The sequence below is a fragment of the Streptomyces boluensis genome, from assembly GCF_009908195.1.
Classification (GTDB): Bacteria; Actinomycetota; Actinomycetes; order Streptomycetales; family Streptomycetaceae; genus Streptomyces; species Streptomyces boluensis.
This window is the reverse complement of record NZ_JAAAHS010000186.1, coordinates 1-14,393: the sequence shown is the minus strand read 5'-3', so window position 1 is coordinate 14,393 and position 14,393 is coordinate 1. Positions and strand designations below refer to the sequence as shown.

Sequence of the window (14,393 nt, the reverse complement as noted above, 5' to 3'; positions counted from 1 at the left end):
ATTCACGAAAGGGTGGAATGCCTGGCGCGTCTCGGGGCAGGCGCTCGGTACCCCCCCCACGGGAACACGGGTCTTCCGGGACGCGAGTCCGGGACCCGACGGCCCCGGACGGCGGCCGTCGGCACGGTTCTCCGCGCCGGCGGCCGCCGCCGTCAGAGCGACGCACGGGGCGGCCTGCCGGGTGGTGTGGGCCGGGCCACACAGGTCCGGCGGTGCGGCTCGGGCGGGGCGGTATAGCCTGACCGGTGGATCTCTCTTGACGCCAAGAGATCGATCATCGAGGAAGCGATCGGTACGACGGCGACTGCACGGAGATCCTGCACCCGGGGCAGGGCCCCAACCGCCAGCTGTCTTAACGGAGATCGCCATGACCCGCACTCCCGTGAATGTCACCGTCACCGGCGCGGCCGGCCAGATCGGCTACGCGCTGCTCTTCCGCATCGCCTCCGGCCACCTGCTCGGCGCGGATGTGCCGGTCAAGCTGCGCCTCCTCGAGATCCCGCAGGGCGTCAAGGCCGCCGAGGGCACCGCCATGGAGCTCGACGACTGCGCGTTCCCGCTGCTCAAGGGCATCGACATCTTCGACGACCCGAACAAGGGCTTCGAGGGCGCCAACGTCGGTCTGCTCGTGGGTGCCCGCCCCCGTGCCAAGGGCATGGAGCGCGGTGACCTGCTCGAGGCCAACGGCGGCATCTTCAAGCCGCAGGGCAAGGCCATCAACGACCACGCCGCGGACGACGTCAAGATCCTCGTCGTCGGCAACCCGGCCAACACCAACGCCCTGATCGCCCAGGCCGCCGCCCCGGACGTACCGGCCGAGCGCTTCACCGCGATGACCCGCCTCGACCACAACCGCGCCCTGACGCAGCTGGCCCAGAAGACCGGCGCCTCCGTCGAGGACATCAAGCGCCTCACCATCTGGGGCAACCACTCGGCGACGCAGTACCCCGACATCTTCCACGCGGAGATCGCCGGCAAGAACGCCGCCGAGGTCGTCAGCGACGAGCAGTGGCTGGCCGACACCTTCATCCCGACCGTCGCCAAGCGCGGCGCCGCGATCATCGAGGCCCGTGGTGCGTCCTCGGCCGCCTCCGCCGCCAACGCCGCCATCGACCACGTGCACACCTGGGTCAACGGCACCGCTGCGGGCGACTGGACCTCCATGGGCGTCCCGTCCGACGGTTCGTACGGCGTCCCGGAGGGCCTGATCTCCTCCTTCCCCGTCACCACCAAGGACGGCAAGTACGAGATCGTCCAGGGCCTGGACATCAACGAGTTCTCGCGCGCCCGCATCGACGCGTCCGTCAAGGAGCTCACCGAGGAGCGCGACGCCGTGCGCGGTCTCGGCCTCATCTGAGTCCCGCACCCCTAGGGGAGTCTCCCCAGCGCTTCCTCCCTCCGCCCCGGCGGCCGTTCGACGGTCGCCGGGGCGGAGGTTTTTTCGTACGCCACATCACCCCCGGCTCCTCTATGATGTGATCTCGCACACAACTGATCGTCAACTCGGGCGTGTCGCACGGCAGTTGACCCACAGGGGGAGCGTTGTCGCAGCAGGCGCAGGTGCCGTCACAGTCAGGACCGGCCGAGCCCGGGGGCGACGGACTGCCGCCCGCTCTACCGGCCGTCCCGCCCGGCGCGAGCGAGGCCACCCGGCTGCTGTGCGCGGGCAGTTACCTGGACCCGGAGTACCGCGAAGCGGTCATCGACGAGCTGTACGTGCACGAGGAGCGGATCGCCGCGCCCTCCCTCGGCTTCGACGCCGCCCGCGTCCTCGCACACGCGCTGCGGGCCCGCCGGCTCGAACTGGGCTGGGCGGCGGGGATTCTGTTCCTGTGGGTGCTCGGGGCGGTGCTCAGCTCGTATCTGCTGCTCGTCATCGTGGCGCCGGCCCTGCTCCTCTTCCTCGGTACGAAGGTGCGGGGGCCGGAGGACCAACCCTCCCTGTGGCGCCGCGTACCGGCCCTGCTGCTGCGCTGGTACGGGCGGCTCGGCGTGCTGTTCGTGGTGCTCACCCTGGGCGTGGTGATCTTCGACCAGGCCGAGGGGGAGAGCATCGCGTCGATCGTGGCGCTGACCCTGCCGGGGCCGCTCGCCGACCTGGTCGAGCTGGTCGCCCCCTCGGGCGGCACTCCGGTGGAGCCTTTCCACGGCTGGGCGGCGTCGGCGACCCTGGTCCTCGTCGCGCTCTGCGTCGCCGCCCAGCGCGGCCAGTTCGCCCGGGTCCTCGCGGGCGAGCTGCACCCCAGGAACTTCGCCGACATGGCGGCCGACCCCGCCGAGCGGGCCGACGGGACGCGCTTTGGGCGGCTGCGCGACCGGATCAGGACCGAGCAGCACGCGCCGCTGGTCATGTACCACTCGGCGCGTCCCTTCTGCGGCGCGGGCGAGCCGTACGACTCCTGGACCCTCGCCGTCGAGCTGCGTCCCGACCCCGGCAAGGAGCAGCGGCCGCTCGGCAACCGCGTGATCCTGGAGGCGGTGCGGCCGCTCCTCGCCGAGCTGCGGGCGCCCGCGCCGCACGCGGAGGGCCGGGTGCGGGACCGGCTGCGCCAACTGCGCATCGACGAGTGCGTGTTCCTGCCCGCGGACGGGCTGCCCAAGCGGGAGTACGCGCCCTACGGCGAGGCGGCGTTCCGCACGCACCGGGACGAGTCGGTGGACGAGGGCGGCGAGACCCGGCGGCACTTCCTGCGGATCCGGGTCGGCGGCTGGGAGGAGGAGGTCGTCACCACGGTGTTCGTACGGGTGCACACGCAGGGCGGCATGCTGATGCTGGAGATCGCCCCGCATGTGCTCCTGCCGATCCGCAAGGACTTCGAGAGCGCCGACCGGCTTGCCCATCAGCACCGGCACAACAACCTGTTCGGTAAGGCCGTCTGGGCGCTGGCCCGTACGCCCCGCTCGTTCGCGCAGTCGCTGGTGACGCTCGGCCGGGGCGTGGCGTTCGGCTGGCGCGCGCTGACCGGCGGGTACGGCGCGGCGCTGCCCGACGGGCCCGCGCTCTCGGTGCGTGAACTGGGCTCGGACGGCGACTCGTCGCTCTTTCAGGACATGGACGTACGCCGCTATCTGAAGTCCATCCAGGACCGGGTGGCGAACGGGGTGCGGACCGCGCTGCGGGACGCCGGGTACCAGACCGACGAGTTCGCGCAGAAGATCGTGAACGTCAGCGGTGGCAGCACGCTCATCGAGAACTCCGGTGGCGCCCTGGCCGTCGGCGACAACAACGTCATCACCAACAGGACGGCGCAGCCCAGGAGTTCGGGCGCCGAGCCCGGCACGGGAACGTCGTTCGCCAAACCTGGGGGAGGCCCAGATGCGTAAAGGCGACATCGAGAAACAAGGCATCGTCCACATCCACAACGAGCACGGCGCCGTCGCCTTCGGCGACAACAACCGCGTCACGAACGTGGAAGGCGCGTCCCCGTGGAATCAGGACGCCCACGAGGAGCTCCTCGAGGCGGTACGCGAACTCCGTACCGACCTCGCCCGGCTCGTGGAGAACGACGTGACGACCGCCCTGGACGCCGAACTGGAGCGCGCGCAGGGCGAGATCGAGCAGACCGGGCAGGCCGGACCGAGGCGGCTCGCGCGGCTGCGGCAGGCCCTCGCGGACGCGGGCGCGGTGACGGGCCTGGTGGCGTCGGCGGCGGCGGTCTCCCAGGCCGTCGGCGTGCTTACCGGGAACTGACGTGGCCGACCAGGGCGGGGTGCGCTGGAACCCCGACACGCAGAGCTGGGACAGCGGCGGCCCTGGGGCCTCGTACACCCCGCCGCCCCCGCCGCGCCCCGAGCACGCGCCTGGGGCCGGCGTGGCTGAACCCGCCCTGGGACAGCCGCAGTTCGACGTATCGCAGCAGTGGCAACAGCAGCAGTGGCAGCAGTCCTCGTCGCAGCCGGAGACTGTGGGGCCGGGCGGTGGGTCGCGGCCCTGGTTCCGGCGGCAGGCGGTGATCACCTCGGTGGCCGCGGCCGTGCTCGCGGCGGGCGTCGGCGGCTATCTGCTGTGGGGCCGGGGTGAGCAGCCGCCCGGCGACGCGAAGCCCGCGCCGAGCGCCGTCGAGTCGCCCACGGACACCGGTACGGACCCGTCACCGGCGCCCGAGGCGACCGAGCCGGAGCCGACCGAGTCGGGCCCGCCAACGCCCCCGGCGGGCTACCGGGCCGTCGCCGAGGGGGAGTTCTCCCTGGCGGTGCCCGAGAGCTGGGAACCCCGTACGGAGGCGGGGCAGAACGGGGTGACCGTGTACTTCTACGAGCAGCCGGGCGGCCCCGAGCGGATCCAGGTCTTCCGGATCAGCGAGGAGAATCCCACCCCGATGGGCACCCTGAAGCTCTCCGAGCGGGACCTGAAGCGGCTCCCCGGCTATGAGCGCAATTCCCTCGGCCCGATCTCCGACCCCCGGGGCGAGGCCGCGCAGCTCGACTACTCGTACGAGAGCGAGGACTGGGACGGTGAGCTGCGCACCCTGGTGCGGATCCTGCCCGGCGCCCCCGACGACCCGACGCTGTGGGCGGTGCTGAGCGTCGGCCCGGCCGAGGCCTGGCCCCAGCAGCGTGTGGTCGCCGAGGACGTGGCGGCATCGTTCGCGGCACCACCGCCGACGGACTTCTAGTACGCTCCGCCGGCCAACTCACCGTGAGAACCGGCTGGTTGAGCTCAGTTGATATCGACGGTCTGGTCGGCGGGCGGGGTCTTGACGGTCACCGGCTTGTCGAACTCGGAGAAGGTCATCTCGACCTCGACGCCGTCGGCGGAGTCGTCGGCTTCCACCTTGAGGGGGTAGGGCTTGCCCTCGGTCGCGACGAAGGAGCTGCCTTCCTGGGTGCCCTTCTTGACCTTGAGCTCGATCGCGGGGCGGCCGTCGACCTCGGTCCGCTCGCCCTTCGTGACGGTGGCTTTCTGCGCCTCGCCGGCCCGGTCCCTGATCTGCTGCTTGAAGCCGTTGAGGTCGCAGAGCTCGGCGATCTTCGCGCCGTTCGCGTCCTTGGTGCTGGTCTCGAAGTACTTGCCCTTGACGAGTTCGGCCGCCGCGTCGCCCTTGAGCTCCGGCATCTCGGACTCCAGCCACTTCGCGTCGGGCTTGATCCACACCCGGTCGCCCTGCCGGAGGACCTCCATGCTGCCCTTGTTCCTCTGGTTGGTGACCGTGCCCGTGCAGTTCCCCTTGGTGTCGTACGAGAGCTCGAAGGCCGCGGGAGCGGGTTCCGCCATGCCCTTGATCTCCGCTTCGACGTGCAGGGACGAGACACCGTCCAGCGCGGCCCGCGACGCCTTGGATATCTCGTCGACGCTCTTGTCCGCGATCCCGTTGTCGTCCGCCGCGAACGCGGTGGAGGTGAGACCAACCGTCAGAGCCGTGGCACAGAGCGTGACACCAAGCGTGCTGAAAGTGGCCTTACGAGTCTTGGGCATTGCGCTTCCTCTCGTCGGAGCAATTCGCAATAAACCGTATAACTCGGGCCTTTCGAACGCATGTGGAGTGACTCACGGCACTTTCGATACGGGAACCGACATGCTTTTCAGCCCCGAGGGCAGGGGCATCGGATCACCGGAGCGACTCGCGGTGAGCAAATCGGTAACGGAAGGCAATACGCGAAGTGTCGACACAACTGACCATCCACGTGGACGGAGAGTGGCGAAACGCCACCTCCGGGGCCACGCGCGAGATCCTCGACCCCGCGGATGCCAAGCCGTTCGCCGTGGTGGCGGAGGGTGACGAAGCAGACGCGGACGCCGCGATATCCGCGGCCCGCACCGCATTCGATCACGGAGCGTGGCCGGAGACCTCGGTCGCCGAGCGGGCCGCGCTGCTCCGCCGCGTCGCGGACCTCCTGGTCCGGGACCGGGAGAAGATCGGCCTCCTGGAGAGCCGGGACGCGGGCAAGACCGTCGAGGAGGGCCGCGTCGACGTCGACTGTGTCGCCGACGCCTTCCGCTACTTCGCGGACCTCGTCATCGGTGAGGGCGCCGGACGTGTCGTGGACGCGGGCACGGACACCGTGCACAGCGTCGTCGTGCACGAGCCGGTCGGCGTCTGCGCGATGATCACGCCCTGGAACTACCCGCTGCTCCAGGCGAGCTGGAAGATCGCCCCGGCGCTCGCCGCGGGCAACACCTTCGTCATCAAGCCCAGCGAGGTCACGCCGCTCACCACGGTCGCGCTGATCGAGCTGCTCGTCGAGGCGGGCCTCCCGGCCGGTGTCGCCAACATCGTCACCGGCCCCGGCCACACCGTCGGCGCCCGCTTCGCGGACCACCCCGACGTCGACCTGATCTCCTTCACCGGCGGTCTGATCAGCGGCACCAAGGTGGCGCAGGCCGCGGCCGTGAGCGTCAAGAAGGTCGCCCTCGAACTCGGCGGCAAGAACCCCAACGTGGTCTTCGCGGACGCCTGCGCGACCGAGGAGGGCTTCGACACCGCCGTCGACCAGGCGCTGAACGCCGCGTTCATCCACTCCGGGCAGGTCTGCTCGGCCGGTGGCCGCCTCATCATCGAGGAGTCGGTACGCGACCGCTTCGTCGCCGAACTCGCCGTGCGCGCCTCGAAGATCAAGCTCGGCCGCGGCACCGAGGCCGGCGTGGAGTGCGGCCCCCTCGTATCGCAGCAGCAGCTCGACAAGACCGAGTACTACGTCGACTCGGCCCTGGAGGAGGGTGCCAAGCTGCTCACCGGCGGCAAGCGCCCCGAGCCCAGCGAAGTCCGGCCCGCCGAGGGGTACTTCTTCGAGCCGACCGTCCTCGACGGCTGCCACCGCGGCATGCGCGTGGTCCGCGAGGAGGTCTTCGGCCCGGTCCTCTCCGTGGAGACCTTCACGACCGAGGACGAGGCCGTGGCCCTCGCCAACGACACCGAGTACGGTCTCGCCGGTGCCGTCTGGACCAGCGACTCGGGCCGCGCCCGCCGCATGGCCCGCCGGATGCGCCACGGCACCATCTGGATCAACGACTTCCACCCCTACCTGCCGCAGGCGGAGTGGGGCGGCTTCGGCAAGAGCGGCGTCGGCCGCGAACTCGGCCCCGCGGGCCTCGCGGAGTACCGCGAGTCCAAGCACATCTACGAGAACCTCGCGCCTGAGCCGGTGCGCTGGTTCGCGGGCTGAGCCCCCGTGGGCGCCGCGAACCCCTCGCGGCGCCCGCCCCTCAAGCGCAAGCACCTTGTGCACGACCTCGCAGGAAGAGGAGCAGTACCCTCCCATGACTGAAACGACCGGAACACCTGGAACGCCTGGAACTCCTGGAACCGAGTTCGACTACGTCATCGTCGGCGGCGGCACCGCCGGATCGGTGATCGCCTCCCGGCTCACCGAGAACCCGGACCTCACCGTCGCCGTCATCGAGGGCGGCCCGTCCGACATCGACCGCGAGGACGTCCTGACGCTGCGCAAGTGGCTCGGACTCCTCGGCGGCGAGCTCGACTACGAGTACACGACCACGGAACAGCCGCGCGGCAACTCGCACATCCTGCACAGCCGCGCGAAGGTCCTGGGGGGCTGTTCCTCGCACAACACCCTGATCTCCTTCAAGCCGCTGCCGTCCGACTGGGACGAGTGGGAGGAGGCCGGGGCCACCGGCTGGAACGCCAAGGCGATGGACCCCTACTTCGGCAAGCTCCGCAACAACGTGGTGCGCGTCGCGAAGAAGGACCAGAACCAGATCGCCACCGACTGGGTCGAGGCGACGAAGACCGCGCTCGGCGTCCCCGAGGTCATCGGCTTCAACGACAAGCCCTTCGACGAGGGCGTCGGCTTCTTCGACCTCTCGTACCACCCGGAGAACAACAAGCGTTCCTCCGCCTCCGTGGCCTACCTCCACCCGCACATGGAGGCCGGTGACCGCCCGAACCTCCACCTGTTCCTGGAGACCTGGGCCACGAAGCTCGAGCTCGACGGCAAGACCGCGCGCGGCGTGCACATCCGCACCAAGGACGGGGCGGAGCAGCTCCTCACCGCCCGCCGCGAAGTGCTGGTCTGCGCCGGCGCCGTCGACACCCCGCGGCTCCTGATGCACTCGGGCATCGGCCCGGCGAAGGACCTCGAAGCGCTCGGCATCCCGGTCACGCACGACCTTCCGGGAGTCGGAGAGAACCTCATCGACCACCCCGAGTCGGTCATCGTCTGGGAGACCAACGGGCCGCTGCCCGGCAACTCCGCGATGGACTCGGACGCGGGCCTGTTCGTGAAGCGGGACCCGGACCACAAGGGCCCGGACCTGATGTTCCACTTCTACCAAATCCCGTTCACGGACAACCCGGAGCGGCTGGGTTACGAACGCCCCGAGCACGGCGTCTCGATGACCCCGAACATCCCCAAGTCCCGTGCCCGCGGCCGTCTTTACCTGACCTCCGCGGACCCCGAGGTCAAGCCCGCGCTCGACTTCAAGTACTTCGAGGACGAGGGTGACTACGACGGGCAGACCCTCGTCGACGGCATCAAGCTGGCCCGTAAGGTCGCCGAGGCCGAGCCGTTCAAGAAGTGGCTCAAGCGCGAGGTCTTCCCCGGCCCCGAGGTCACCGACGACGCCGAGATCAGCGAGCTCGTCCGCAAGGCCGCCCACACCGTCTACCACCCCGCCGGCACCTGCCGCATGGGTGCCGCCAACGATGAACTTGCCGTAGTGTCCCCGGACTTGACGATCCGCGGCCTCGACGGCATCCGTATCGCCGACGCCTCCGTCTTCCCGACGATGCCCGCAGTGAACCCGATGATCGGGGTCCTGATGGTGGGGGAGAAATGCGCGGAACTGCTGACCGGGAGTGATGTCCGATGACCGCCACCACCGAGAAGACCCCTGGGACCCCCGAGACCTCTGAGCCCACCGGGGACCCCACGGGCCCCGTCTTCGCCGTGTCCGACCTGTGGAAGGTCTTCGGCCCCAAGGCGGACCGCATACCCGGCAACAAGGAGTACGCGGCCCTCACCACGGCCGAGCTGCGGGAGCGGACCGGCTGCACCGCGGCCGTGCGGGACGTGAACTTCGAGGTCCAGCGCGGCGAGGTGTTCGTCGTCATGGGCCTGTCGGGCTCCGGCAAGTCGACCCTGGTGCGCACCCTGACCCGGCTGATCGAGCCGACCTCGGGAAAGATCCTCATCGACGGCGAGAACGTCCTCGACATGGACAAGAACCGGCTGCGTGAACTGCGCCGCCGGCAGACCGCGATGGTCTTCCAGAACTTCGGCCTGCTCCCGCACCGCTCCGTCCTCGACAACGTCGCGTACGGCCTGGAGATCCAGGGCGTCGGCAAGGCCGAGCGGCGCGCCAGGGCCCAGGAGATCGTCGAGAAGGTCGGCCTCGCCGGCATGGAGGAGCGCCGCCCCGGTCAGCTCTCCGGCGGTCAGCAGCAGCGCGTGGGCCTGGCCCGCGCCCTCGCCGTCGACCCCGAAGTGCTGCTTTTCGACGAGCCGTTCAGCGCCCTCGACCCGCTGATCCGCCGGGACATGCAGGAGGAGGTCGTCCGCCTGCACCGTGAAGAGGGCCGCACCATGGTCTTCATCACCCACGACCTCAGCGAGGCGCTGCGCCTCGGCGACCGCATCATGCTGATGCGGGACGGTGCGATCGTGCAGCTCGGCACCCCCGAGGAGATCGTCGCCAACCCGGCCGACGACTACGTCCGTGACTTCGTCCGGGACGTGCCGCGCGAGCAGGTCATCTCGGTACGCCGCGCGATGCGGCCCGCCGACGCCGAAGAGGCCGACTCGGGTGCCGCCCTGGCCCCCGACACCCTGGTCGTCGACGCCATCGAGGCCGTCGCGCGCAGCGGTGAGCACTGCCGGGTCGTCGAGGACGGCCGCACCCTCGGCGTCGTCGACCACGAGCGGCTGCTCGCCGTCGTCGCCGGACTCGACGGCGACCGCCCGGAGTCCGAGGAGAAGGCGGTGGCCGCCGTATGAGCACCCGCCGCCGCACAGGCCCGCATCCGGAAAGCCGAATACGCCCGCACACGGAAGGGGGCCACCGATGAGCGCCGCCCCCACCACCCCCGTGCTGGACAAGGCGGACGTGCCCGAGAAGTCGCCGGCCGTCCCGCAGGCGCCCGGCACCCTCGCCCGGCTCGTCGCCAACCCGAAGGTGCTGCTGCTGATCGCGGCCGTCCTTCTCGCCGTCGTCTCCGCCGCCGTCACCGGCAGCGGAGTCTGGCCCGGTGACCTCACCTTCGATCTGCGCGCGCCGCTGACCGATTTCAACGAGTGGCTGGTCCAGAACCGCGACACCCACTGGATCTTCCTCTACTTCCTGCTGCACATCAGCAACAGCGCCGAGGCCTCCGTCGACGCCGTCGGCAGCCTCCTGACGAGCCTCGGCTTCATCGGTGTGACCGTGCTCGCGGTGCTGCTCGCCTGGTACGCGGGCGGCGCCGGACTGCGGGGCCGCGCCCTGCGCACCGCGGGCACCGCACTCGTCACGTTCCTGGTGATCGGGCTGCTCGGCATGTGGGAACCGGCGATGGAGACCCTCGCCCTGATGGTGGTCTGCGTGGTCGCCTCGGCCGTGGTGGGCTTCGTGCTCGGCCTGCTCGCGGGCCTCTCGGACCGCGGTGAGCGCTTCCTTCGCCCGGTCTTCGACACGATGCAGGTGCTGCCCGCGTTCGCGTACCTGCTGCCGCTCGTGTTGTTCTTCGACGTCGGTGTACCGGCGGCCTTCACGGCCACCGTGATCTACTCTGCGCCGCCGATGGCCCGTCTCACCTCGCTCGGTCTGCGCGGCGGGGACGCGGCGGCCCTGGAGGCGTCCCGTTCGCTCGGCGCGACCTCCTGGCAGCAGCTGCTCACGGCCCGTATCCCGCTGGCCCGCAAGCAGATGTTCCTCGGCCTCAACCAGACGATCATGATGTGTCTCTCGATGGCCGTGCTCGCCTCGATGATCGGCGCACCTGGCCTCGGCGAGGAGATCTTCCGGGCCCTGTCGATCCTCGACATCGGCCAGTCCCTCGGTGCGGGCATCGCGATCGTGCTGATCGCCGTCTGGTTCGACCGCACCACCGCGGCGGCCGGTGACCGGCTCGACGACCCGGACGCGCGCCGCGGCCGCGGCGCGACCTGGATCCAGGGCGGCGTGGTCGTCGTCGGCACCGCGGTCGCCGCGGTGATCGGCTCCGCGATCGGCCGCGTCGAGTGGCCCGACAACTGGGTCGTCTCCATCTCGGAACCGGTCAACACCGTGACCACCTGGATCGAGGACGAGCTGGGCTCCGGCGTCCCCGTCATCGGCGGCACCCTCACCTTGGCCTCCGGCTTCTCCAACTACGTCCTCAACCCGATGCGCGACGCCCTCCAGGCCACCCCGTGGTGGGCGATCCTCGTCCTCGGCGGTGTCCTCGCGTACCTCGCGGGACGCTGGCGGGCGGCGCTCACCACCGTCCTGGCGCTCGGCCTGATCGGCGGCATGGGCCTGTGGACCCGCTCCATGGACACCCTGTCGCAGGTCCTCGCGGGTCTGCTGCTCACTCTCGTACTGGGCTTCGCGATCGGCATTCTCGCCGCCCGCGTCGACTGGCTCGACCGCGTGATCCGGCCGGTCCTCGACACCATGCAGACGCTGCCCGCGTTCATCTACCTCATCCCGATGGTGGCGCTGTTCATGGGCGGCCGGTTCGCCGGTGTCGCCGCCGCGGTGATCTACGCGCTGCCCGCGGTCGTACGCATCACCAACCAGGGCATCCGCGACATCAACCCCGCGGCTCTGGAGGCGGCCCGCTCGCTCGGTGCCACCACCGGGCAGCAACTGCGCCAGGTCCAGATCCCGTTGGCGCGCAAGGCGCTGCAGCTCGCCGTCAACCAGGGCGTCGTCCTGGTCCTCTCCATGGTCGTCATCGCCGGAATGATCGGCGGCGGCGCGCTCGGCGTGGACGTCGTGAAGGGCCTCGCCAAGGGCGACCTGGGGCTCGGTATGACGGCCGGTGTCGCGATCGTCTGCCTCGGCATCCTGCTCGACCGGATCTCGCAGCCGGGGGCGGACATCAAGAAGGACCATCCGCTGGTCAAGAAGGGCTTCCAGTTCTGAGGCCCGTCAGGCCCGTCAGGCCCCGGACCTCGGGCCCCTCGATCCCCCGACTTCCACCACCCACCTGCCAAACAGCACCTGCCAAACAGCCACTGCCACCTGCCACCTGCCAAGCAAGGGATTCACTCGTGAACAGCAAGCCCGCGAAGCTCAGTAAGCGCAGCCGCCGCATCAGCACCACCCTGGTCGCCGGCGCCGGTGTCCTCGGCGTGGTCGCCCTCAGCGGCTGTGCCGCGGAGACCGGCAAGACCGGCGGCTCCGACGAGGTCACCATCACGGTCCCGTCGTGGGTCGGTGCCCAGGCCAACGCCGAGGTCGCCAAGGTGATCCTCGAGGACGAGCTGGACGTCAAGAAGGTCACCCTCAAGACGATGGACGAGCCCATCGCCTGGGACGCCCTGAACAACGGCAAGGCCGACGCGATCCTGGAGGACTGGGACGGCCAGCCCGAGAAGCAGAAGCTGTACCTCGACCAGAAGAAGAGTGTCGTCAAGGGCGGCGACCTCGGCGTGACCGGCCACATCGGCTGGTTCATCCCGAAGTACTACGCCGACGCCCACCCCGAGGCGACCACCGTCGAGGGCCTCAACAAGCTGGCCAAGGACTTCAAGTCCTCCGAGTCCGGCGACAAGGGCGAGTTCCTGGGCGCGGCCCCCTCGTACACCACGTACGACGAGTGGCTGATCAAGAACAACAAGCTGGACTTCAAGATCAAGGAGACCGGCAACGAGGCCGCTCAGATCAAGGAGATCCAGCAGAAGTACAAGAACAAGAAGCCCTTCGTCACCTACTGGTGGGACCCGCAGTGGCTGAACTCCGACGTGGAGCTCGTCGAGGTCAAGCTGCCGGAGTTCAAGGAGGGCTGCAACGAGCCCAAGGAGAAGACGGAGTGCGGGTACGCCAAGACCCCGCTCCAGAAGTACTTCAACAAGGACTTCGCGAAGGACGGCGGCGAGGCGGCCGAGTTCCTGAAGAACTTCAAGTGGACGACCGAGCAGCAGAACGAGGTCGCCAAGTGGATAGCCAAGGACAAGATGTCCGGCGAGGACGCCGCGAAGAAGTGGGTCAAGGAGAACAAGGACGTCTGGGAGGCCTGGCTCCCCAAGAAGTGAGCCTGCCGCTCTGACGGCTTGAACATGACGGTGCCGGGCGCCCCTTCCAGCAAGGAGGGGCGCCCGGCACCGGCGCGTTCAGGCTCGGTGGGCCGTGCCTAGTCGATGAACGACCCGACGAACATGACGACCCAGCTCAGCGCCCCCACCGCGATCCCGCCCATGATGACGATCCCGGTCCGGTCGGCCACCCTGGTACGCCGCGAAGGCTTGCGCTTCGGGTCCGGCTTCGACGGGGGCGGCTTGATCCCCATGTACGCGACCCACGCGAGGATCGCCACGGCGAAGCCGGCCTGCCACAGCTCGCCGGCCACGCCCCAGACCCCGGTCCGCTGCACAGCGTCGGGGTCGACGCCCTGCCGCGCGTCGAAGACGTGGCCGTCCGGGTAGTCGTGCCCGGTGTCCTCCAGAGTCACGTCGTAGGCGTCATCGGCGGTGCCGCCGTCCGGCGTGAAGCCCCCGGTACAGGAGTAGTTGGACGTCTTGCCGCTCCAGTTGGTGTCGTAGCAGGAGTCCACCTTGTACGTGCCGGGCGTCCCGTAGACCCCTGCGGACAGCGCGAGGTCGGTGGTGGACAAGATCGCCCAGCCGAAGGCGAGGACCGCGATCACGGCGCTGCCGAGCCAGAGGAAGACTCGGGTCACGAGGTGTCGCGGCTTGGGCGTCGAGGGTGGGGTCGTGGTCTCGGTCATGAGGTATCAGAGGATCCGCTGATTGATCTCGGCGTCCGCAGCCCGCCGGGCCCGCTCCGGGTCCGCCTGGCGCCGCTCGTCCGCGGTGCCGTCCCAGTCCTCGGGCTGCATGAAGAGGAAGACGCCGCTGGACGGTACGTAGCCGACGACGGCGAAGTGCGGGTCGCCCGCGATGTACAGGCCGTTGTCGATGTCCTCGGGCCACGGGTTGCGCCACGGGCCGCGCCGGGGGAGCGGGTTGATCCGCATCAGCGGGGACTCGTGGCCGTCGGCGGTGTGCAGGGTGAGCGTCATGTTCTTCGGACGGCCCTTGGTGGCTTCCGCGCCATCGACCTTCGTGACCTGGGGGATGAAGGTGTCGAAGGAGTAATGGGCGAGGGTCCGGCTGCAGCCTCGGGTGATGAACACGGCGGCGAAGATGCTGCGGAGCGTGCCGATGATGCCGAAGATGCCGATGAGGATCAACGGCGTTCCGACGACGGGTGCCCACCCCATGCCGGCGTGCTTCGCCGCCTGGTCGATTGCCGGGGTCGCGAACGCCATGAGCCCGTAGACCACGGTGTTGCGGGTACCCACCCACCACAC

General features: G+C 69.8%; 12 protein-coding genes. 9 read left to right on the top strand and 3 right to left on the bottom strand.

Translation table 11 applies throughout. The annotated features are described in order from the left end of the window. Positions 1-367: 367 nt before the first annotated feature. The 4 genes from GUY60_RS22135 (at position 368) to GUY60_RS22120 (ending at position 4,616) form a co-directional block, all read left to right on the top strand. The gene (locus GUY60_RS22135; protein WP_161700530.1) at positions 368-1,357 is read left to right on the top strand and encodes a malate dehydrogenase; all 990 of its coding nucleotides are present in this window, start codon (positions 368-370) and stop codon (positions 1,355-1,357) included. A gap of 185 nt (positions 1,358-1,542) precedes the next feature. Then, complete coding sequence (locus GUY60_RS22130; RefSeq protein WP_187370095.1) at positions 1,543-3,324, top strand: AbeC-like domain-containing protein; 1,782 nt, start codon at positions 1,543-1,545, stop codon at positions 3,322-3,324. After that, entirely contained in the window at positions 3,317-3,691 is a 375-nt protein-coding gene (locus tag GUY60_RS22125) for a hypothetical protein (RefSeq protein ID WP_161700529.1), read from the top strand. Before GUY60_RS22130 ends, GUY60_RS22125 begins: the two co-directional genes overlap by 8 nt. A gap of 1 nt (position 3,692) precedes the next feature. Next, the gene (locus GUY60_RS22120; RefSeq protein ID WP_161700527.1) at positions 3,693-4,616 is read left to right on the top strand and encodes a serine/threonine kinase C-terminal domain-containing protein; all 924 of its coding nucleotides are present in this window, start codon (positions 3,693-3,695) and stop codon (positions 4,614-4,616) included. A 44-nt stretch (positions 4,617-4,660) separates the two neighbouring features. Here GUY60_RS22120 and GUY60_RS22115 read toward each other — a convergent pair whose 3' ends face one another. Further along, complete coding sequence (locus tag GUY60_RS22115; protein ID WP_161700525.1) at positions 4,661-5,416, bottom strand: hypothetical protein; 756 nt, start codon at positions 5,414-5,416, stop codon at positions 4,661-4,663. A 185-nt stretch (positions 5,417-5,601) separates the two neighbouring features. Here GUY60_RS22115 and GUY60_RS22110 point away from each other — a divergent pair, with 185 nt between their 5' ends. The 5 genes from GUY60_RS22110 to GUY60_RS22090 all read left to right on the top strand — a co-directional run bounded on the left by GUY60_RS22110 (position 5,602) and on the right by GUY60_RS22090 (position 13,116). Next, a complete protein-coding gene (locus GUY60_RS22110) occupies positions 5,602-7,104 on the top strand; it encodes an aldehyde dehydrogenase family protein (RefSeq protein ID WP_161700523.1) in 1,503 nt (500 codons plus the stop codon). Between the two features lie 94 nt (positions 7,105-7,198). Further along, entirely contained in the window at positions 7,199-8,770 is a 1,572-nt protein-coding gene (locus tag GUY60_RS22105) for a GMC family oxidoreductase (RefSeq protein WP_161700521.1), read from the top strand. Next, positions 8,767-9,894: a quaternary amine ABC transporter ATP-binding protein gene (locus GUY60_RS22100; protein WP_161700519.1), complete on the top strand. Its 1,128-nt coding sequence runs from the start codon at positions 8,767-8,769 to the stop codon at positions 9,892-9,894. Before GUY60_RS22105 ends, GUY60_RS22100 begins: the two co-directional genes overlap by 4 nt. 67 nt (positions 9,895-9,961) lie before the next feature. After that, the gene (locus GUY60_RS22095) at positions 9,962-12,004 is read left to right on the top strand and encodes an ABC transporter permease (protein WP_161700517.1); all 2,043 of its coding nucleotides are present in this window, start codon (positions 9,962-9,964) and stop codon (positions 12,002-12,004) included. Between the two features lie 128 nt (positions 12,005-12,132). After that, positions 12,133-13,116, top strand: a complete 984-nt coding sequence (locus tag GUY60_RS22090; RefSeq protein WP_161700515.1) for a glycine betaine ABC transporter substrate-binding protein — start codon at positions 12,133-12,135, stop codon at positions 13,114-13,116. Positions 13,117-13,214: 98 nt separating this feature from the next. Here GUY60_RS22090 and GUY60_RS22085 read toward each other — a convergent pair whose 3' ends face one another. Both GUY60_RS22085 and GUY60_RS22080 read right to left on the bottom strand, forming a co-directional pair. Then, entirely contained in the window at positions 13,215-13,808 is a 594-nt protein-coding gene (locus GUY60_RS22085) for a hypothetical protein (RefSeq protein WP_161700513.1), read from the bottom strand. A gap of 6 nt (positions 13,809-13,814) precedes the next feature. After that, positions 13,815-14,393: hypothetical protein (locus GUY60_RS22080; protein WP_161700511.1), on the bottom strand; the 579-nt coding region annotated here is incomplete at its 5' end.

What these genes read in the sequence shown, in the direction of transcription:
- GUY60_RS22135 (WP_161700530.1), top strand. Translation starts at nt 368, where the DNA reads ATGACCCGCACTCCCGTGAATGTCACCGTCACCGGCGCGGCCGGCCAG.
- GUY60_RS22125 (WP_161700529.1), top strand. Translation starts at nt 3,317, where the DNA reads ATGCGTAAAGGCGACATCGAGAAACAAGGCATCGTCCACATCCACAAC.
- GUY60_RS22115 (WP_161700525.1), bottom strand. Translation starts at nt 5,416, where the DNA reads ATGCCCAAGACTCGTAAGGCCACTTTCAGCACGCTTGGTGTCACGCTC.
- GUY60_RS22105 (WP_161700521.1), top strand. Translation starts at nt 7,199, where the DNA reads ATGACTGAAACGACCGGAACACCTGGAACGCCTGGAACTCCTGGAACC.
- GUY60_RS22100 (WP_161700519.1), top strand. Translation starts at nt 8,767, where the DNA reads ATGACCGCCACCACCGAGAAGACCCCTGGGACCCCCGAGACCTCTGAG.
- GUY60_RS22095 (WP_161700517.1), top strand. Translation starts at nt 9,962, where the DNA reads ATGAGCGCCGCCCCCACCACCCCCGTGCTGGACAAGGCGGACGTGCCC.
- GUY60_RS22085 (WP_161700513.1), bottom strand. Translation starts at nt 13,808, where the DNA reads ATGACCGAGACCACGACCCCACCCTCGACGCCCAAGCCGCGACACCTC.